Raw genomic sequence first — 21,360 nt, forward strand, 5'->3', positions numbered from 1 at the left:
AAGGAGTGAATATATATGGTATTTGATGGCTTGAATACACCTAGTCGTACGATTATGACACCAGGTCCAGTTGAGGTAGATCCTCGTGTGTTGAGAGCGATGAGTACACCTATAGTAGGACAGTTCGATCCAGCTTTTACAAAGTTGATGAATGAAGTCATGGAAATGCTCCGTCAAGTTTTTCAAACAAAGAACCGTTGGGCGTTTCCGATAGATGGTACTTCAAGAGCAGGTAACGAAGCGCTCTTAGCAAGTATTATTGAACCTGGTGATAAAGTGTTTGTCCCAATTTATGGACGCTTCGGACATTTACTAGTGGAGATTTGTGAAAGGTACGGTGCTGATGTCCATTCGATCCAATGTCCTTGGGGAGAGGTATTTGACCCAGATGTAGTCATTGCAGAAATGGAAAAAATCTCACCTAAAGTGGTCGCTATTGTCCATGGTGAAACATCAACAGGAAGAATGCAACCTTTAGAAAAAATCGGCAAGGCTTGTAGAAAGCAGGATGCAATCCTCGTCGTAGATGCAGTCGCATCTATTGGTGGCGTAGAGGTAAAGACAGATGAGTGGTTTATAGATGGGCTAATAGGGGGAACGCAAAAATGTTTATCCGTTCCTGCTGGGATGGCTCCCATTACATTTAACGAGCGGATTGAGAAGCTTATATTAGAGCGGAAAAAGGTAGAGGCAGGTATTGCAACTGCAGAAGATGAGCAGTATCAACGTAGTCGAATGGCAATTGCAAGTAATTATTTTGATCTCGCCATGCTGATGGATTATTGGAGCCCAAGGAGATTGAATCATCATACAGAAGCGACATCGATGGTTTATGCCCTCTATGAAGGGTTGCGTCTTGTGCTAGAAGAGGGGTTAAAGCCTCGTTTTATCCGCCATCTCCTTCATGAAAAAGCTTTGGTAACAGGTATTCAAGCAATGGGGTTAAAGCTATATGGTGATGCTGAACATAAGCTTCCATGTGTGACATGTATAGAAATCCCTGCTGGTGTTGATGGTGAATCCGTACGGAAAATGTTGCTTAAGGAGTTTAGTATAGAAATTGCTTCCTCTTTTGGGCCATTACAAGGGAAGATTTGGCGTATTGGTACGATGGGATATAGCTGTCGAAAAGAAAATGTGCTTGCTGTTCTCGGCGGATTGGAAGCTGTTCTTATACGCCACCAAGTCCAAGTAAACCGAGGGGAAGCACTGCAGGCAGCGCTTGACATATACGCTGCTGAGGAAACTTCTATGACTATCCTTTAAATAAACACGGAGGTGTTGATTTTGGCTACATATGATCTCATTATTCGCAACGGCAATGTTGTTTTACCTGATAAAGTGAAGAAAACCGATATGGCTATTAAAGATGGTATCATCGTCGCTATCGAAGACGATATTTCAGATACGAGTAAAGAAGAGAGAAATGCGGATGGTTATTATATTTTTCCAGGTTTAATTGATATACATGTCCATTTCAATGATCCTGGCAGAGCCGAATGGGAAGGTTTTGCATCGGGTTCTCAAATGATTGCTGCAGGAGGGGGAACAACTTTCTTTGACATGCCTTTAAATGGTGTCCCTTCTACCACTGATACAAAGGCATTGTTAGAGAAAGTGGAGATGGCAGAGAGTAAGTCAGTCGTGGATTTTGCCTTATGGGGTGGCCTTGTTCCAGGTAATATCCATGAGCTAAAGGGATTAGCAGAAAATGGGGCAATAGGTTTTAAAGCGTTTTTATCTGAAAGTGGAAATGAAGAATTTGAACGTGTCGATGATTTAACATTAATCGCTGGGATGAAAGAGATTGCTTCATTGAAAAAAATACTTGCACTCCATGCGGAAAGTGCAACAATTACAGAGTTCTTAACGAAGGAGAAAGTAACGAATGGTCACTTAACAGCAGATGATTATCTAGCATCTAGACCCATCGCTGCAGAAGTTGAAGCGGTGGAGCGTGCCATCGCTTATGCAAGAATAACGGGCTGTCCCCTACATTTTGTCCATATTAGCTCTGAGGAAGCTATTAAAAAAATTACGGCTGCCAAGGCAATGGGGCAAGACATTTCGGTTGAAACTTGTGCTCATTACTTATTGTTTAATCATAATGATTTGAAAGACAAAGGTGCGATAGCCAAATGCGCCCCGCCATTACGAAAATCGAAGGAACAAGAGAAATTGATTCGTTTATTAATAGAAGGAGAAATCGATATGGTTTCCTCTGATCACTCACCATCACCTTTTATGTTGAAAGATCCAACAGCTCATCATTTATTCTCAGCTTGGGGTGGAATTAGTGGCGGACAATTTACACTTTTAGCATTAATTGAACTTGCGATTACCTATGAGATTCCTTTTAATAAAGTGGCGGCATTAATAGCAGGTAATCCAGCTGAAAGGTTCGATTTAAAGACAAAAGGGCATATCGAAGTGGGCAAAGATGCTGACATAACATGGATCTCACTCGAGGAATCCTACACTGTTTCAGAAAAGAATTTCTTTGCTAAACATAAGCAAAGTTTGTACATGAAGAGGACTTTCCCTTGTGCGGTTAAACTGACGATGAACAGAGGGTCTGTCGTTTTTGAAAACGGACAATTAGTAAACAGGATGGAAAAAGGGCAATGGATAAAACCACAAGAAACGAAAATGAGTACTAGTAGTTAACTGTATCCTATAAGAAATTTATTTCTATTGTTAGAAAATCTAACACACTAGTAGCGAAAAAGGAGAAAATGGCAGATAATACATTTTAAACCTTTAATCGATGAGTGAAAGAGGTGTGTGAAGATGGATAATATTCATCAAATATTCAAGGAACCCCCTACAGAAGGTGATGTATTAGCAACAGTGATTCATGTGAATGGATCTGCTTATCGAAAAGAAGGCACAACCATGTTAATCAAACAAGTTGGTCCAACAATTGGCGTCCTTAGTGGCGGGTGCTTGGAAGAAGATATCAAGTATAGGGCAGAAAAACTAGTGAAAGGCCAATCCCAATCTTTTTTATACAACTTAAAAAGTGAAGATGACCTCGGTTGGGGGCAAGGTTCGGGATGTAATGGTGAAATTCGTGTTCTGTTAGAGTCGATTGATTCAACCTTTCAAACGCATTTAGAAAAGGTGAATGAACAACTTTTACAAGGAAGGTCTGTTTTAACAATAAAGAAGCTTTCCGAAGATTATGAGGTCATGGGATATGCATTTATCGTTGATGGTGACAATTATTGGGGCAAAGCTTTAAATATAGGTTCAAATGTAGAATTAAAAGAGGTAACGACTGGTATTCACTACTCAAAAGAGTTATCTGGATATTGTTATTTTCAGTGGTTTCACCCAAAACCTCGCCTCTTTATTTATGGTGCAGGGGCAGATGGCGTTCCGCTATGTGATTTTGCTCATAAAACAGGCTACCATGTAACAGTAGCTGACTGGCGTGAAGCTTTATGTAGTAAAGTAAGGTTTCCTCGAGCAGACCATTTAATCATAGGTTTTCCACATGAAGTGTTACCAACTGTCCTTCTCCCACAAGACCATATTGTGATTATGACCCATCATTTTGAACACGATAAAGAGATTTTACAGTATGTGATCGATCGACCTTTTAAATATATAGGCATCATTGGTTCTAATAGACGAACGATGAGGTTATTAGAAGGCCAGTCTGTACCACCGAATGTCTATACACCTGTTGGTTTATCAATTGGCGCTGAGGGACCTGAGGAAATTGCTATTAGCATTATGGCGCAACTAATTGCGGTTAAACAAAGGGGAGTTTCCGAGAGTGGGAAACAAGCGGATTGTGAGACAACGTTTTACGACAGATAGTAGTCGTTTTGTGAACGTAAAAGGAGGGGAGCCATATGAGAATATTAGAAACAACCGTTTCTTCACCTACTACCATTGATGAAGCATGGACAATGTGGAAATCATGCGAAGAGGCGATCACATTTATCGCTGGAGGCACTTTTTTACAAACCAAATGGGAAAAAGGGGTTGCTGTTCCTTCAAAAATGCTTCACCTAGGTGACGTTTTGGAATATAGACAAATCTACATGGACACTGAAAGGCAGATTCACATCGGTTCTTTTGTTAAACTAGCGGAATGCAAGAATCATCCTCTTATTGCTAAAACACTACCCCAATTATCACAAACGATTGAGAAAATCGCTGCACCTGCTGTTCGAAACTTAGGTACGATTGGAGGCAATATTGCCAATCGTGTCGGTGATACAATCCCCCTTTTACTAGCACTCGATGCCGAAATACTATATTTAAATAAAGAAGGAAGACAGCGAATAGATTTGCAAGATTGGTTTGAAATGACCGAATGTTCTATTATTTTAGAGGTCATCATTACATTGGATGATGAGGAGAAGAGCTATTTATTTACTAAAAAAATCGGTCGAAGGGAGGCTTTCTCGGCATCTGTTGTTACATTGGCTGGCAAGTTAACAGTAAAAGGCAATCAGCTATGTAAGGTTCGAATAGCAGCAGGCGGTGGAGAGACGCAACCATCACGGTTAAGAAATGTAGAGAATATTTTACAACATGATCAAATAATCGATTCAAATGTCTTAAAAAGGGTGTATCAAGCGTTAATGACAGAATATCGTCCAGTTGAAGATGCTTTTTATTCTAGTAATTATCGCTTGAAAGTAGCGAGTAACCTATTAATCTCAGAATTAGAAAAGTGGAGGGGAGAATATGGCGGATTATACAAGTAATTTAGCTTCTTCCCGTCCAAGGCCAGATGGAATGGGAAAAGTAACAGGTGCATTAAATTATTTAACAGACTTGCAATTTCCAAATATGCTTTATGGAAAAGTACTGCGTAGCGAGCACCCTCATGCTAAAATTCAGCAACTAAATATTGAAAAGGCAGAACAATTACCCGGCGTCCTGGCCGTGATAACAAGTAAGGATGTACCTGGATTGAATGGATTTGGTCTTATTACGCAAGATCAGCCGGTCTTTTGTGATCAAGTCGTTCGCTATGTAGGTGATGCGGTGGCAGCAGTAGCAGCTATAACTCCTGAAATTGCAGAACGAGCAATTAAACGAATAGAAGTAACGTATGAACCATTACCAATTATAGATGACCCTGAAAACGCAATGAACCCCGATAGTACCCCATTACATTCTGGTGGCAATATTCTTCATGAGGCATCCTATGAAAATGGTGATGTTGATGAAGGGTTCCAATTATGTGACGTCATTATAGAAGAAACCTATCTCCTGCCGAGGCAAATGCATGCTTATATGGAAACAGAAGGTGGGGTCTTTGTTCCTGAAAGAGATGGCAGGCTGTCTGTTTATGCGGGCACGCAGCATGGATATAAGGATAGACTACAATTAGCGAGAATATTGAATTTATCAGAAGAGCATATTCGTGTAATTTCAAGTCCGATGGGCGGCTCATTTGGTGGTAAAGATGAGTTGAATATTCAGCCTTACGGAGCCATTTTAGCATTGAAAACAGGTAGACCGGTGAAAATTCATCAATCACGGAGAGAATCAATGATCTCTGGTATTAAAAAGCACCCAATGAAAATTACGATGAAAACAGGAGCTAAGAAAACGGGGGAGATTGTTGCCCATGAAGTAAGAATTATTGCAGATACAGGGGCATATGCCACACTTGGTCCAGCCGTATTAGATTTTGCAGTTGAACACGCTATTGGCCCTTATGTGATACCAAATGTGAAAACAAAAGGGTACGCTGTCTTTACAAATAATGGCGTGGCAGGTGAATTCAGAGGGTTTGGTGGTAATCAGATCACATTTGCTTTAGAAGGCCAAATTGATCGGTTGGCGGATGACTTACATATGTCACCACTTAAATTAAGAAAGAAGAACTTGCGACAAGGAACAGATCCTGGACCAGTTGGACAAATGATTGCACCGACTAATGGAGATTCGCTTGTATTAGATGAGATCACGCAGTCACCGCTATTAGCGTTAGACAAAAGGGATAGCGACAATCCATGGAAGAAAACAGGCGTAGGGGTAGCACTAACCATGCATGGAGGCGGGTTAGGCTTTGGCAGAATGGATCCTTCTGGTGGCAAAATTAGTCTGAATCATGAAGGGAAAATAGAAATCGCCTTTGGATTTGAAGAGGTAGGTCAAGGGTTGTTAGCAGTTATTGAAAATATAACAACAGAGGCTATCGGGTGTTCTTCAGAGGATTTGCATATTGTGATAGGGGACACAGACAAGGTGCCACACTCGGGTTCTTCCACAGCTTCAAGAGGCACCAGTATGATTTGGCACAGTTTACAAAGGCTAAAGGGCCCTTTTAAAGAAAAGCTATTAGATACAGCAGCTAAACGATCAGGTTATCAAAAAGAACAATTATGTGTTGGAGAGAAAGGTATTTGGCTAAATGGTCAAAGGATTCTTACTTTTGAACAGCTTTTTCTCGAGAATGAACCTATTAGTATAGATACGAAATTCGATTTTCCAACCACACCAAATAGTATTCCGGGTGGTCATTTCTTGTACTCATTTGCAGCAGTGGCAGTTAAAGTAGAAGTTGACCTTATCACAGGAGCGATCAAGGTTACTGATATCGATCAAGCTGTTTCTGCCGGTCCTGTTGTGAATCCTACTGGTTATATTGGGCAAATTGAGGGCGGTACAATCATGGCGCTAGGCTACACATTGTTAGAAGAAGCGGCCATGAAGCAAAGTCGCTATACAACAGAAAACTTTGACACCTATATTCTGCCCACTATCCAAGACATTCCACCCAAAATGAATGTGAGAGCAATCGAAGACTTATGGGAGGGGGATAAGTATGGCCCAAGAGGTGTTGGGGAAATCGGAACAGTCGCATTAGCTCCTGCGATCGTAAGAGCCATCTATGATGCGACGGGGCACTGGGTGACGAAACTACCTGTCAGTCGAGAAGAAATATTACATGCGAGGGAGATGGTTTTTTGATAGAAAAGGTAAAGGTGAATTCGCAAAGAATCAATATTTCCTTCACTGTTAATGGTGAACAGCAGCAACTACAAGTAGAAGCAACAAAAAGATTAGTAGATATATTACGTGAAGACCTCTCGTTAACAGGTGCCAAAATCTCTTGCGAAATTGGACGATGCGGTGCCTGCTCTGTAGAAGTAGACGGTGAACTCGTCAACTCTTGTCTCATGAGAGCATATCAACTGAACGGAAAGAGTGTTTATACGGTTGAAAGCTTAAGTGAAAATGGACTGCATGATATTCAAAAGGCTTTTCTAGAAGAAGGTGGGTTTCAATGTGGCTACTGCACACCGGGAATGATCATGGCTGTGAAAACATTATTAGAGAAAAACAAGAAACCAACAGATGAAGAGATATTAGACGCACTCTCTGGAAACATATGTCGGTGCACAGGTTATGCCGGCATTATCCGAAGTGTGAAGAAGGTGATTCAAGCAATATAAGTGCGTCGTAAAGGAGGAGTCAATCTAGGCTAAAGGTGACGTAAAGGGATCAATCCTTGCAGACAAAAAGCCAAAAAACCAAGAAGTCTGCCTCGAAAGATAAATCGAGTCAGACTCAAGTATAAGAAATCTGCTTCGAATCAACGTGAATCGATTTTCAGATCCCCAAAAAGATTGCCTCGACTTGGAATCTAGCAGATTAAGCACATTGCGAAGCCAAGTCTCCATTTTTCTCAGTCCACCATTATCTCTTTATCACAATCACATTACCAGGAAAAGTAAAATGCGAATTTTTTAAATCGATTGATCTCATTCAATGTCGGCCATAAATTAACGTCATCCGAATTCAAATAGTGTGTTTCTCCTGGCTGGACAGTATGAATTAACATCCTCGGTATAGCTACTTTTCCCTTCTAAAGTAAAGGCGACGCAAGTTCCGGATACTTCGTAAATTACTAGGAGCGTAGGTTGATTGGTTACATTACTGTTTGCAGTATTAATGATTAATCCTTCTATGCCATTATCGCCAGTCCTTAAGTTTTCACAAGATTAGGTGTGGAGAAGGAGGCTTCGTAACGAGCTTCCGAGGGATTCGTAATGTCATAGACATCGTCTTAAAAGCCTTTATGAAGAAAGGTGGAGTGAAATAGTAAAAAAAGATTAGGTTAACAATATTTCCCTGAATAGCTTATAATTATATTTGAATGATGATTAAATTATTTAGGAGAAAGATAAATGAAAGAAATACAATGTTATAGATTCGAAGCAGAGATTGCGGCAGATATAGATTTAGTTTTTGAATGTCTGAATAAAGATCAACATGTTTTAAAATGGAATACACAAATCATTGAAAATCTTTATGATGGAGAAGAAAGTGATTTAAAAGAAGGCTCGATGTTCATTACAAGGCAAAAAATTGGAAAAAAGGTGTATGAGTTACAAGGTGTTTATTCTAAGTATGATCCACCTTATTATACTGTGGTAGAGGCGAAGACGAAAGAAGGAATAAGTAGGACAGAATACATCCTCGAAATCATCCCAGAAGGAACAAAGTTTATAGTGAATGTTACATTGATTCCATCAAACTGGATACACAAATTAGTTACAAACATGATGAAATGGTCGTTTAAATATGTGTATGATGACCAGTTTAATCAATATATACAATATATCTATCAAGTTGAATATGAGAGAAGATGAATAAACTGAGAGTAGCCCTTTTTCTGGCTACTTTTTTTATGATAAAAAAAGTAGCAGCTTGATTGTACGCTAAAGCCAGTTCATACAGAGGATGACCCTTTTACATGTTACTTCGTATAGGTTCTATAGGGAGGAGCATTGTGAAAACTAGTGATAATAGGAGAGGGAATTCATCTTGTATTTGAAAAAATAAAAAAAGAAAGATAAGAGCTAATAGTGAAAAAATAGCTCTTATTCACATTTACTGAGTAAATATTATATTTTCTATTTCTTTAAGCATTTCAAAAGCCCCTTCTGATTTATTTGAGCAGACAACTATGGTAAGAGCTTGTTTTGGATAATGTACTGAACGATAATTTACTCCTGGATCATATCCCATCTGAATATATTTCACGATACCCAGTTCATTTGCTTCCATATAACCACCGTAACCGTAAAAGATATCTTCTGACACGTTTACTTGAGGAATCAATAAGTTGCGAGTCATATCTTTTGTTAAGAGTTTGCCATTCATTAACGATTCCCAAAATATCCCCATATCAATTGCAGTAACATAGGCACCGCCATCAGGTCCACCTTTTACAGGTAGAGAAAAAATATTCGATCTCAACGTTCCATCTGGTTTTTCCAAATATCCCAATGAAACGCTTTCGGGTAGTTCATCCATTGAAAAATATCCTGAGTCAGTCATGCCAGCTATTTCAAAAATATTTTTATTGATATAGTCAACAAAATTCATGCCACTGATATGTTCAATAATAAGGCCTAAAATAATATAGCCAGTATTATTGTATTTAAAAGGGCTATCCACTTTGGTTTTCATTTTTTTATATTGAAACATTGGCAAAAAGTCTTTTACAGAACGAATCTGATACATTGGCCTATCTTTCCAAAGGTCTTCATAATCATCCATTTCATCTTCGTCAAAATAATCCGGAATGCCAGATGTATGAGTTAGTAAATGATGAATGGTAATTTCTTTATCAAAATATGGAAATTCAATATTTAAACAATCGATGATTTTCGTGTCAAATGTGATTTTACCTTCTTCTACCAACTTACAAATTGCAACAGATGTAAAAATCTTACTACCAGATGCAATTGAAAACCGAGTATGTGAATGATTTTTGATTTTTTCAGAATGGATTGCGTAACCAAAGTTCTCTGTAAATATTGTACGATTATGCTTCCGTACACAAATACTCCCGGAAAATTGCACTTCCTGTTGCTTTTTTGTTAGACTATTCCATTTCGTTTGTTTATCCAATTTTAATTCCTCCTGAATGTGTATTTCATGAATTCATTTAATGAGGCACATTCAATTAACTTCTTCAATTTTGATAAAGAATCATTTTACTCTCCTCCTTCTCTTTTGAGCATAGCATGTTTCAATTTGTTAATACGATGATATATATTAATTTTATATAAAAAGAGACAAAAAGAGCAGGAATTCATAGAGCAGATAAGTAGATTCAAACGCTACTCACTCAATACATAATAGAAATGACATTCAGTACCAAGGAGGCAAATTTGTTGAACAAAAGATAATAGCTTTGTCATGTTTACAAAAATGTATAAGATTTATAGAGTTTTGTACTAGTAAAAAAACTTTATATTTCTTTTCGTTTTAAGTCTTGTTACGCTGATTATATCTTGCAAAATGATAACAGATGAAACTAACCCCGCTTCTAACCGTATATTAGTAAAATCAGTCAGAAGGAGATTAAAGATGGATATAGATTTACCAATACCAAAACAGAGATTATCTAAGAATAGTATAAAAGCGATGCTAATGAGTGAACTAATTGGGAATGCGATATGGTTGCCAATTCTTGCGATACTTTTTTACGTTGACGCTCGATATGATTGGTGGGATTGGGTAGGATGGGTTTTATGGGTTGTCCTTGGTCTTACTATTTTATCTATGATTTATGCGTTAACCATTCAACCATACCTATTATATAAAAACTTCCGTTATGAAGTAGATGAGGAATTTTTGCAGATTAAGCAAGGAGTGTTTATAGAGAAATATGAATTAGTACCAATGACAAAAATTCAATCTGTGGCAACGAATCAAGGGCCGATACAGAGAAGATATGGATTATACGGTCTTTCAGTCGAAACGATGAGCTCAACCCATACAATCCCCATGCTATCAAAGGAAATAGCAATGCAACTGAGAAATACGATAGCTTATTATGCAAAAATAAAGGAAGTAGATGAATAATGGATTACAGAAGGTATTCACGCTTAACCATTGCTTTTCATATATGGGGTGTTTTGAAATTTTTCTTTTTTGCCTTTCTTTACTTATTTATTTTTAATCGAGAGGCCGATTGGATTGGTTACGGTAGAATCATTGCCGCTATCCTCCTTATTCTTTCTATTATTTTTGTTATCTTTAAATGGCTGACCACAACTTATAAGATTGATGAGGTAGCTTTTTATTTAAGTGAAGGCTTTTTCACAAAGCATAAACGAACCATTCCTTTTAGTAAGATTCAAAATGTAAGTAGACACACGACTTTTCTACATAAATTAATAGGAAAAACCTCCTTGAAGTTTGAGACAGGCATGTCTGGTGATGGCGGGACAATTAAATTTGAGGTTGTTTCGAAAGAAGAAGCAGACCATTTGGAAGACTGGGTGGAAAAAAGTAGTCGCAAAGTCAACGTGTCCGCACATGAAGAGGAAAAGGTAGAAGAATATATAGAAGACAGAAAGCTGCATTTTGCTGCCAGCAAGAAGGATATTTTGAAAGCATCAATGACGTCATTAAGCTTTTTGCTTTTAATTCCTGCCTTAGTCTCACTGTTTTTTATGATTAATGATTTTATAAATGTTGAGAAAGAAGCAGAAGGTGCCATTCACTTTATATTAAGTGCCTGGTGGTTAACGACACTTGTCGTTGTTTTTCTTATTGTGGCTTCAACGATATTTGGTATGATAAAAACATATATTAAATATGGGAATTATCGAATTTATTCAGATGATGATAGGATTTATATCTCTAGAGGAGTACTAGATGAAGTACGCTTTTCTATTTCAAAGGAAAAGGTCCAAGCTGTTGAAATAACGCAAACGTTAATGAAAAGAATCTTACGTATTGCAGAAGTGAAACTAACGAGTGCTGGTCAGACAGGAGGAGGCGATTCCTCAATGGAGACAAGCTCTTTGTTCCCCTTTTTACCGCAAAAGGATGCTTTTCGTTTGATTTCTGAAATCTTACCAGACTATGAAGTGGCAGAAGAGATGCACAAGCTTCCGAAAAATGCCCTCTTTGCTAGGTTGCTAAAACCTAGTTGGATATGGATAATCGCAACGGCATTATTATATTATTTCCAACCAAATGTGTTCAATTTGCATATTCCATGGTGGTTGTTATCATTGATTTTACTTATTTTAATTGTTTTACTCAGGGTCTTAGATTACTATAATAGCCGCTATGTGTTAAATGGGCGTTTTATCCAATTAAAAACAGGGAGTTTAGCAACGGCGTTATTTCTAACTAGGCGTGATAAAGTGATTGAAATTGAAATGAACAGAGGACCGCTAGAAAAAATACTCGGCATTGCTAAGATTACGACGATCAATCGTGCGCAACCAGTGCGACACACTCACATGTATGGGGTGCCCGAATCCTTCCGTTTAGCGTTTTTTCAATGGTATAAAAAAAGAGGATCAGAAATCGAACTAAAATAATAGATAGGTTGAATGTACAATGCAAGCGGTAGTGATAGAGTCAATGTTTCCACAGATGTAATGCGTCAAACAGGTAGGATGAAAACAACTACTCTCCATAGTAATTGTCGTTCAGCCCTGGGCTTTAGTTTTGCTACGACAAGCAAGAAACGGTTGGAAACGATCAAGACTGTTGCCGAAGAGATATTTAAGTTAATGGTAAACGGGGATTTTCAAGTGGAAATAGGGATAGAATACTCCTTATATGAAGTGAAAATAGCACATGATATGATAGATAATAGAGAGAATACCGGAAAACCGTCTTATTCTTAGAAGAGGAGTGTTATAGCTGATGGATTTCAACGAGGTAATGAATGAGTTAGAAGGATTAGGAAAAGAGCGAACGAAAAAAATTTATCTCTCAAACGGTGCACATGAGCCACTTTTTGGTGTAGCAACTGGAGCGATGAAACCGATTGTGAAGAAAATAAAGATTGATCAATCATTAGCTGAGGAGCTATATGCAACAGGAAATTATGATGCCATGTACTTTGCGGGCATCATTGCAGATCCAAAAGCAATGACAAAGGAAGATTTTAATCGTTGGATAGACGATGCGTATTTTTATATGCTGTCAGACTATGTCGTAGCGGTTACATTATCCGAATCCCCGATTGCCCAAGAAGTTGCCGATGAATGGATTGCCAGTGAAGATGACTTGAGAATGTCAGCTGGTTGGAGTTGTTATTGCTGGTTATTAGGTAAGCGGAAAGACGACGAATTTGTCACGGGCAAATTATCGGCCATGCTAGATCAGGTGAAGGCGGACATTTATGACGCACCTATAAGAACAAAGATATCAATGAATAACTTCTTATATACCGTTGCGATCTCCTATATTCCTCTAAGTGAAAAAGCAACTGAAGTGGCAGAGGAAATCGGTGCCATCGAAATCAAAAGAGAGAATAAGAAGAACAGCGTCCTTCATGCTCATGAAAATATTCAAAAAGACTTAGATAAAGGTCGTCTAGGGTTTAAACGTAAATATGTCAGATGTTAAAAGTCAAATGATGCCGGGATCAATTCTATTGATTCCGGCTTTTTTTGTTTTTGGTTTTTATATAATTTTACTCCGCTTGGTAGGAGAAGGGTTTAGAGTGTACGTGGGAAGTTAACGAAGTATATCTTTGTATAGAGTTGCTCCCACAAGAATCGGGGTTTTGAGAAAGAAGTGTGGGTATTAGTGGTTTGCTCACACAAGACCCTGGATTTTAAGAGAGAAATGTAGGCATTTGCGATATGCCTCCACAAGAATCCGGATTTCAAGAAAGAAGTGTGTGTATTAGTGATATGCCCCCACAAGACCCTGGATTTTAAGAAAGAAGTGTAGGCATTTGCGATATGCCCCCACAAGAATTCGGATTTCAAGAAAGAAGTGTGTGTATTAGTGATTTCCCTCCACAAGACCCTGGATTTTAAGAGAGAAGTGTGGGTATTCATGATATGCGCCCACAAGACCCTGGGTTTCATGAAAGAAGTGTGGGTATTAGTGATATGCGCCCACAAGACTCTGGGTTTCATGAAAGAAGTGTGGGTATTAGTGATATGCCCCCACAAGAATCTGGGTTTCATGAAAGAAGTGTGGGTATTGGTGATTTTGCCTCCACAAGACCCTGGATTTCAAGAGAGAAGTGTAGGCATTTGCGATATGCCCCCACAAGACTCTGGGTTTCATGAAAGAAGTGTGGGTATTGGTGATTTTGCCTCCACAAGACCCTGGATTTTAAGAGAGAAGTGTAGGCATTTGCGATATGCCCCCACAAGACTCTGGGTTACATGAAAGAAGTGTGGGTATTAGTGATATGCCCTCACAAGAATCCGGATTTCAAGAAAGAAGTGTGTGTATTTGCGATTTGCCCCCACAAGACCCTGGATTTTAAGAGAAAAGTGTGGGTATACATGATTTCCCCCCACGAGAATCCGTGTTTCATGAAAGAAGTGTGAGTATTCACAATCTACCCCCACAACATAGATATCTCCTTTGCGAGGAGTGTTTCCGAATAACATCAGAATGAAACTAATTCCGTATTGTCTACATAAAATTGTACATCCAAATTATTCCTCTTAACTTATTCCCAAGCAAACAACGCTTCCTCTCGTACCCCCCTACCCCACCCGACATAAGAGATCATGTTTACAAAATATCCTTAACGATTTTTAACATAGTTTTGCTTACACTTTTATAAACTGATGAAAAGGGCTTGACTATAGAAAAAAATTAAAGAGTAGGGGGAAGCAATTTGAAGCGAAGCATTTGGAAGAGTTTTGTCATCGTTGTTATTGCTGCAATTGTTTTGGCGGGTTGTTCTGGAGGTGGCTCAGAGGTAGGTGGCGCTGTCACAGAGAAGGGAAATGATCGTGTATTAACAGTGGCGGTCGGAACGGATTTGGTGACATTTGATATTCATGACCATAATAATACGTCGACGGAAGCGATTCATGTGAATATGTTTAATTATTTATTTAAAAAAGATAAAGATGGCAATATTCATCCAGAGCTTGCCGAGGGCTACGAGAAAATCGATGACTTGACTTATCAGGTAAAACTAAAGGAAGGTGTCACTTTTCATAACGGTGATCCACTCACAGCAGAGGATGTGAAATTTACGTTAGAAAGAGTAGCGAAAGATGACACGTTGCAGGAGTATCCTAATTATAAGCAGATAAAAGAAATTCAAGTGATCGATGAGCTCACTTTCAATATTGTGACACAATCACCAGAGCCCTCCTTATTTCACCGTATATCCCGACTTGGTTCCGGTATTTTACCTAAGAACTATATTGAAGAGAATGGATGGGATCATTTTCTATCTAATCCCGTTGGCACAGGTCCATTTCAATTCAAAGAATGGAAACGTGATAATCGCATCGTTTTTACACCATATGAGGATTATTTTGCAGGAAAAGTAGAGGAATGGGATGAGCTTGTTTTCCGAGTCATTCCAGAAAACTCGACAAGAGTGTCGGAGCTTTTAACTGGTGGGGTTGATATGGCTGTTAATATTCCTCCGTCTGATTGGGAACGAGTGAATAGTAATGAGGGAACATCCATTGTGCAAGAAAGGTCGAACCGAGTAGTAATGCTAATATTGCGGGCGACAGAAGGGCTCCCGACTGCTGATGTCCGTGTACGTCAGGCACTAGACTTTGCTATCAATAACAAAGCAATTACCGATAATGTCTTACAAGGTGGAGGGATTCCAACAAGAACAAGAGTCGGTCCAGGTAATTTTGGGCATCATCCGGAGCTTTATGATACGTACAATTATGATATTGAAAAAGCAAAGGCATTACTAGCGGAGGCAGGTTATCCAGATGGTTTTGAGATGACTTTGCATTCACCAAAGGGACGCTATTTACAAGATGCAGAAGTGGCGGAAATGTTAGCGGGCATGCTTGCAGAAATTAATGTGAAAGTAAATATCGAGTTCATGGAATGGAGTAATTTTGTTGAAATGCGTACAGCTAACGAGAATAAGGATGCTTATTTAATTGGCCTAGGTAATTCGATGTTTGACGGTGCTTACTCGGTCGATTGGTATCGTGCCGAACGTTTTGAAGGCCATACAGATTATAAGAATGATCGAATCGAAGAATTGCTCGCTCACTCTGCCGTCAATATGAATGAGGAAGAACGAGCCAAGCAAATACAAGAAATTGAAGAGATTGCTGCTGAAGAAGTGCCACATATTATGCTTCATGAGGAAAAAATCAATATCGGTGTAAATGATGCGATTGATTTTGTTCCTACCCCGGATGAAATGATTTATGCACCAATTATTAAAAGAAAAGCAAATGAATAACAAAGCTAATATTCGTGGGTGAATGGGTGGTGACATCCATTTGCCCATCTCTATTACTTTTCGCTATAGGGGGACAATAGTGGGCAAATATATTATTAGACGATTACTTCAAATTATACCGGTGTTATTTATCATTTCTTTTATTGTGTTTTGCCTTGTCTATGTGGCTGGCGATCCTGTTGCATTAATGTTACCCGAAGATGCGAGCCAAGAGGATATTTTACAACTTCGTGAATCACTCGGGTTAAATGAGCCTTTTTATATTCAATATTTCAACTATATGGTCGGACTTATCCAACTTGATTTTGGTGAATCATTTCGTTATAACACGAGCGCCTTACCTATTGTGTTGGAGCGTTTACCGGCGACAATTGAATTAGCTGTAGCAGCTATGATTGTGGCCATTATCATAGCTATCCCTCTTGGTATTTGGTCAGCGACTAAGAAGAATTCTGCTATCGATGTCGTAGCGACAGGGGGAGCGGTAATCTGGAAGGCAATGCCGAATTTTTGGTTAGGCATTATGCTCATTTTGATTTTCTCCGTCATGTTAGGATGGTTCCCAGTTTCAGGGCGGGGGACATGGAGTCATCTAATCTTACCGGCAATTACACTTGGCACAGGGATTGCTGCTGAGATGACCCGGTTTATTCGCTCAAGCATGTTAGAAATCATGAATCAAGACTATGTTCGTACGGCAAGAAGTAAAGGATTAAAAGAGTTTTTTGTTATTCATAAGCATGCTTTTCGTAATGCCCTTATTCCAGTTGTTACGATTACCGCGCTACAAACCTCAACTGTTGTGGGCGGCACGTTAATAACCGAGAGCGTATTTTCATGGCCAGGGTTAGGTCAACTACTCATTCAAGCAGTGAATACAAGGGATATGGCGATCGTACAGGCCAGTGTGTTTATTATTGCGTTTATTGTTATTGCTATGAACTTACTAGCAGATATTCTTTATAAATTATTGGATCCCCGCATTACATTTCGCTAAGGAGGTGTGGTTGTATTGGAATCAAAGGAAAGTAAGCAGGGTCACCTCAAACGGTGGCTCAGATTATTATTAAAGAGTAAGACCGGTTCAATTGGCTCAATTATCGTGTTACTCATTATTTTTATCGCGATATTTGCGAAGTTTTTAGCACCCCATGATCCGAACCAGATTAATGCGGCAATGATGTTGAAACCCCCGGTTTGGGTAGAAGGTGGGGATACTGAGTATCTTTTAGGAACAGACAATCTTGGCAGAGATATTTTAAGCAGAATAATTTATGGCTCCCAAATTTCTTTAGTTGTTGGGGTTGCCTCTGTCATCTTGGCTGGCATTATTGGTATTTTTATCGGCTTAGTCTCAGGTTTTTATGGTGGTTTCCTAGATAACATTTTAATGAGAATAGTTGATTCTTTTCTAGCGATCCCAACCATCCTCTTTGCACTTGTCATCTTGACAGTCTTTGGCCCAAGTGCGCTTACGTTGATTGTTGTATTAGGTGTGACGAATTGGGTACAGTACGCCCGTTTAATACGAGGAGAAGTGCTCTCTTTAAAAGAAAGAGAGTTTGTTAGGGCTGCAAGGTCTATGGGGGTGAGGGATCATAAGATTATCCTCAAACATTTATTGCCAAATGTGATATCCCCGTTCATTGTCATTTCTACTTTAAGCGTGGCAACCACGATTATATTAGAGGCCTCCTTAAGTTTTCTAGGTTTAGGAATTCAACCACCGACCATTTCTTGGGGTGGCATTTTAAGTGATGGTAGAGATTATGTAGCAACTAGTTGGTGGTTGGCAGCTTTTCCTGGTTTAGCGATAACGATCACCGTTTTAGGCATGATCTTCTTAGGTGATTGGCTGAGAGATGTATTAGATCCAAGAGAAAAGAAAGTGTAGAGGAGGGAAATGCGTTGAGCCGAGAGAGCTTGTTAGAAGTGCGAGACTTGAAGACTTATTTTTATACCGAAGATGGTGTGATTCCTTCAGTTGACGGTGTGTCATTTACGATAAAGAAAGGCGAGACTGTGGCTGTTGTAGGTGAGTCAGGCAGTGGCAAAAGTGTAACATCTTTATCTATTATGGGGTTGCTAGATACTGCTGGGAAAATTGAAAGTGGCACCATCCTATTTGAAGGCAGTGAGGTAACAACACTATCAAAAAAAGAACGAAGAAAATTGCGCGGGAATGAGATGGCGATGATTTTTCAAGAACCACTCACCTCACTTAATCCTTTATTTACAGTTGGTAATCAAATTTCTGAAGCAATTAGAATCCATCAAAAAGTGAATAAAAAAGAAGCGAAAAAGAGAAGTATCGAGATTTTAAAAAAAGTCGGCATAGCTCGTGCGGAGAAGGTATATCATTCTTATCCTCATCTATTAAGTGGAGGCATGCGTCAACGTGTAATGATTGCGATTGCCTTATCATGTAACCCGAAACTATTAATTGCGGATGAGCCGACAACCGCACTCGATGTTACCATCCAAGCGCAAATTCTCCATTTAATGAAAGAGCTGATAAAAGACAAGCAAACTTCTATTCTATTTATAACACATGATTTAGGTGTGGTAGCAGAGATGGCTGATCAAGTGATTGTTATGTATGCCGGCCAAGTAGTTGAATATACGGATGTGTTTACACTGTTTAAAGAAGCGGCGCATCCTTATACGACAAGTTTATTAGCTAGTACGCCAAAAATCCACGAACAAACAGAAACACTACAAGTCATCGAAGGGACTGTACCCAATCCAAATGATATGCCAAGTGGGTGTCGCTTTCATACACGTTGCCCAAATGTCATGGAAAAATGTATGAACAATGAGCCTGTACTTACCAATATTCATGCCCATCATCAAGTGAAGTGCTGGTTATATGAAGAGGAGGTGTGACTAAGATATGGCAGTTATTTTAAGTGTAAGGGGTTTAAAGAAATATTTTGATGTGACTGAAGGATGGTGGAAGAAGGAAAAACAATATTTAAAGGCAGTTGACCACATTTCCTTCGATGTAAATGATGGAGAAACATTAGGGATTGTTGGGGAGTCAGGTTGTGGGAAATCGACAACAGGTAATTTGATTATGCAGCTGTTAGAAAAAACAGAAGGAGAAATAATATTCCAAGGAGTAGATCTTGCCACTCTATCCAAACATGAGCTAAGAAAGAAACGGGCGGAAATGCAGATGATTTTCCAAGATCCTTTTTCCTCGTTAAATCCTCGGATGAAGGTATTTGATATTATTGCCGAACCATTATTGACCCATCTGAACTTAAGTAGTAAAAGGTTGAAGGAGGAAGTATTGTCGTTAATGGATCAGGTCGGTCTTGATCGTTCTTATATTCATCGCTACCCCCATGAATTTAGTGGAGGTCAGAGACAAAGAATCGGTATTGCTCGGGCCATTGCATTGCGACCTAAGCTTATTATTTGTGATGAGCCCGTATCTGCATTAGACGTTTCTATTCAATCACAAATCCTTAATTTAATGTCTAAACTACAGAAAGAGTTACGATTAACCTTTATTTTCATTGCCCATGGCCTACCAGCGGTTAAATATATCAGTGATAAAATTGCGGTCATGTACCTTGGAAAAATTGTTGAACTAACCACAAAAGAAAAACTCTTTTCCAAACCCCTTCATCCGTATACAGAGGGACTTTTATCAGCAGTTCCCCTTCCTGACCCGACGTTAAGGCATAAAAAAGAAGGCGTGATTTTGGAAGGTGATCTTCCAAGCCCAACAAATATTCCTTCAGGATGTCGTTTTCATCCACGGTGCCCACATGAACAAGAAAAATGTAGGAATGAGGAGCCAACATTTATTGCACATGAGGAAGAACATTATGTGGCCTGCCATTTTCCATTAAAAGAGGGTGTTGGAGTGTTGGAAAAATAGATAAAGGGAGATGTATCAAAGGTGGAGGGATATATAAAACAGTGTAAAACCGAAATGCTGCAGTTAATTGAAAAACTTGTCAATATTGATAGTGGTTCATATGTAAAGATAGGGATAGATGAAATCGGGGGAATATTACAAAAGAAATACGAAGAAATTGGATTTGTTGTAGAGGTGAAAACAGAAGCAAAATACGGCAACCACCTTGTTATTCGACATGAGCGTAGTCTGCATCCGAAAATTATACTGGTGGCGCATATGGATACGGTTTTTCCAGAAGGTACGGTGAACAAGCGTCCGTTTCAAATAAAAGGAAACAGAGCTTATGGGCCTGGTGTCGTGGATATGAAGTCGAGTTTAGTCGAGCTTTTATATGCTATGAAAGCATTAGTTCACTGTGGGTCAAATGCCTGTGAGAATGTGCAAATTATCTTAAATGGTGATGAGGAAATTGGTTCGCCGTCATCCCGTGAATTAATAGAGGAACAAGCTGTGGGAAAAGAATATGCACTCATCATGGAGCCAGCGAGAAAAGATGGTTCACTTGTGACAGCAAGAAGAGGCGGGGGAAGATATAAACTGATTATTAAAGGCAAAGCTGCCCATTCAGGGATTGAACCAGAAAAGGGAAGAAGTGCGATAGAAGAACTAGCTTATAAAATCATCCAGCTGCATAATTTAACAAATCATGAACAAGGCATTAGCGTGAACGTAGGCATTATTTCCGGTGGTTCTTCTGTTAATACCATTTCTGATAAAGCCGTCGCTCATATTGATATTCGCATCACTGAGAAAGAACAAGCACAAGAATTAGAAAAGAAGATTAAAAGAATATGTGCCAATACAGAAGTGAGGGGAACTGAGATTCAATTAGAAGGGGCTATTAGCAGACCACCAATGGAATACAACGAGCAAACGAAAAAGCTATTACACATTATTCAAGAAGTAGGCGAAGAAATAGGTCTTCATGTCCATAATACTGCAACGGGTGGGGGTGGTGACGCCTCTTTCACTTCAGCAACGGGTGTGCCTACAGTTGATGGTCTTGGTCCAGTTGGCGGGAATGCCCATAGTAAAGAGGAATACATTGAAATTGACACATTAACGGAAAGAACCATTCTGCTTGCAAAGACAATTGAGCGCTTATCTAGATGATTTTTTTTGGAAGCTACCACTCGTTTGGTAGCTTTCTTTATGGAATGGTGAGGTCACTTAGTTTGTAAGTTGTAAATTTTTCGTATCAATTATTACAGGAAAGTAATTTTCTTCTCTATACGTATACATTTTTACT

18 protein-coding genes are annotated in these 21,360 nt (G+C 39.1%); 17 read left to right on the forward strand and 1 reads right to left on the reverse strand.

The features are described from left to right. Positions 1 to 15 precede the first annotated feature (15 nt). The 7 genes from MHH73_RS03845 (at position 16) to MHH73_RS03875 (ending at position 8,633) form a co-directional block, all read left to right on the forward strand. Complete coding sequence (locus MHH73_RS03845; protein ID WP_341064834.1) at positions 16 to 1,266, forward strand: pyridoxal-phosphate-dependent aminotransferase family protein; 1,251 nt, start codon at positions 16 to 18, stop codon at positions 1,264 to 1,266. Between the two features lie 21 nt (positions 1,267 to 1,287). Beyond that, positions 1,288 to 2,667 (forward strand): allantoinase, encoded by a 1,380-nt coding sequence (locus MHH73_RS03850; RefSeq protein ID WP_445662511.1) that lies wholly within the window; start codon positions 1,288 to 1,290, stop codon positions 2,665 to 2,667. Between the two features lie 123 nt (positions 2,668 to 2,790). Beyond that, positions 2,791 to 3,828, forward strand: a complete 1,038-nt coding sequence (locus MHH73_RS03855; RefSeq protein WP_341064839.1) for an XdhC family protein — start codon at positions 2,791 to 2,793, stop codon at positions 3,826 to 3,828. 35 nt (positions 3,829 to 3,863) lie between these two features. After that, complete coding sequence (locus MHH73_RS03860; protein WP_341064840.1) at positions 3,864 to 4,727, forward strand: FAD binding domain-containing protein; 864 nt, start codon at positions 3,864 to 3,866, stop codon at positions 4,725 to 4,727. After that, a complete protein-coding gene (gene pucD, locus MHH73_RS03865) occupies positions 4,708 to 6,948 on the forward strand; it encodes a xanthine dehydrogenase subunit D (protein ID WP_341064841.1) in 2,241 nt (746 codons plus the stop codon). Before MHH73_RS03860 ends, pucD begins: the two co-directional genes overlap by 20 nt. Then, entirely contained in the window at positions 6,945 to 7,433 is a 489-nt protein-coding gene (locus MHH73_RS03870; RefSeq protein WP_225230745.1) for a (2Fe-2S)-binding protein, read from the forward strand. Before pucD ends, MHH73_RS03870 begins: the two co-directional genes overlap by 4 nt. A gap of 735 nt (positions 7,434 to 8,168) precedes the next feature. Next, positions 8,169 to 8,633 (forward strand): SRPBCC family protein, encoded by a 465-nt coding sequence (locus MHH73_RS03875; protein WP_191816712.1) that lies wholly within the window; start codon positions 8,169 to 8,171, stop codon positions 8,631 to 8,633. A gap of 241 nt (positions 8,634 to 8,874) precedes the next feature. Here MHH73_RS03875 and MHH73_RS03880 read toward each other — a convergent pair whose 3' ends face one another. After that, positions 8,875 to 9,900 (reverse strand): serine hydrolase domain-containing protein, encoded by a 1,026-nt coding sequence (locus tag MHH73_RS03880; protein ID WP_341064843.1) that lies wholly within the window; start codon positions 9,898 to 9,900, stop codon positions 8,875 to 8,877. Positions 9,901 to 10,362: 462 nt separating this feature from the next. Here MHH73_RS03880 and MHH73_RS03885 point away from each other — a divergent pair, with 462 nt between their 5' ends. The 10 genes from MHH73_RS03885 (at position 10,363) to MHH73_RS03930 (ending at position 21,224) form a co-directional block, all read left to right on the forward strand. Beyond that, positions 10,363 to 10,860 (forward strand): PH domain-containing protein, encoded by a 498-nt coding sequence (locus MHH73_RS03885; RefSeq protein WP_341064846.1) that lies wholly within the window; start codon positions 10,363 to 10,365, stop codon positions 10,858 to 10,860. After that, positions 10,860 to 12,335 (forward strand): PH domain-containing protein, encoded by a 1,476-nt coding sequence (locus MHH73_RS03890; protein WP_341064849.1) that lies wholly within the window; start codon positions 10,860 to 10,862, stop codon positions 12,333 to 12,335. The genes MHH73_RS03885 and MHH73_RS03890 overlap by 1 nt, the downstream gene beginning before the upstream one ends. 12 nt (positions 12,336 to 12,347) lie before the next feature. After that, positions 12,348 to 12,647, forward strand: a complete 300-nt coding sequence (locus tag MHH73_RS03895) for a hypothetical protein (protein ID WP_341064851.1) — start codon at positions 12,348 to 12,350, stop codon at positions 12,645 to 12,647. Positions 12,648 to 12,666: 19 nt separating this feature from the next. After that, positions 12,667 to 13,374 (forward strand): DNA alkylation repair protein, encoded by a 708-nt coding sequence (locus MHH73_RS03900; RefSeq protein WP_341064853.1) that lies wholly within the window; start codon positions 12,667 to 12,669, stop codon positions 13,372 to 13,374. Positions 13,375 to 14,614: 1,240 nt separating this feature from the next. Continuing rightward, complete coding sequence (locus MHH73_RS03905) at positions 14,615 to 16,177, forward strand: ABC transporter substrate-binding protein (protein ID WP_191816705.1); 1,563 nt, start codon at positions 14,615 to 14,617, stop codon at positions 16,175 to 16,177. Between the two features lie 79 nt (positions 16,178 to 16,256). Further along, on the forward strand, positions 16,257 to 17,174 hold the full coding sequence (locus tag MHH73_RS03910; protein WP_341064855.1) for an ABC transporter permease: 918 nt from the start codon (positions 16,257 to 16,259) through the stop codon (positions 17,172 to 17,174). 15 nt (positions 17,175 to 17,189) lie between these two features. Beyond that, positions 17,190 to 18,071 (forward strand): ABC transporter permease, encoded by an 882-nt coding sequence (locus tag MHH73_RS03915; protein ID WP_225230744.1) that lies wholly within the window; start codon positions 17,190 to 17,192, stop codon positions 18,069 to 18,071. A gap of 14 nt (positions 18,072 to 18,085) precedes the next feature. Continuing rightward, entirely contained in the window at positions 18,086 to 19,063 is a 978-nt protein-coding gene (locus MHH73_RS03920) for an ABC transporter ATP-binding protein (RefSeq protein WP_341064859.1), read from the forward strand. A gap of 7 nt (positions 19,064 to 19,070) precedes the next feature. Further along, positions 19,071 to 20,069, forward strand: coding sequence for an ABC transporter ATP-binding protein (locus MHH73_RS03925; RefSeq protein WP_341064862.1), 999 nt, complete (start codon positions 19,071 to 19,073; stop codon positions 20,067 to 20,069). Between the two features lie 21 nt (positions 20,070 to 20,090). Continuing rightward, complete coding sequence (locus MHH73_RS03930; RefSeq protein ID WP_341064864.1) at positions 20,091 to 21,224, forward strand: M20 family metallopeptidase; 1,134 nt, start codon at positions 20,091 to 20,093, stop codon at positions 21,222 to 21,224. Positions 21,225 to 21,360 lie beyond the last annotated feature (136 nt).

The sequence above is a fragment of the Cytobacillus sp. FSL K6-0265 genome (assembly GCF_038003465.1).
GTDB lineage: Bacteria > Bacillota > Bacilli > Bacillales > Cytobacillaceae > Cytobacillus > Cytobacillus stercorigallinarum.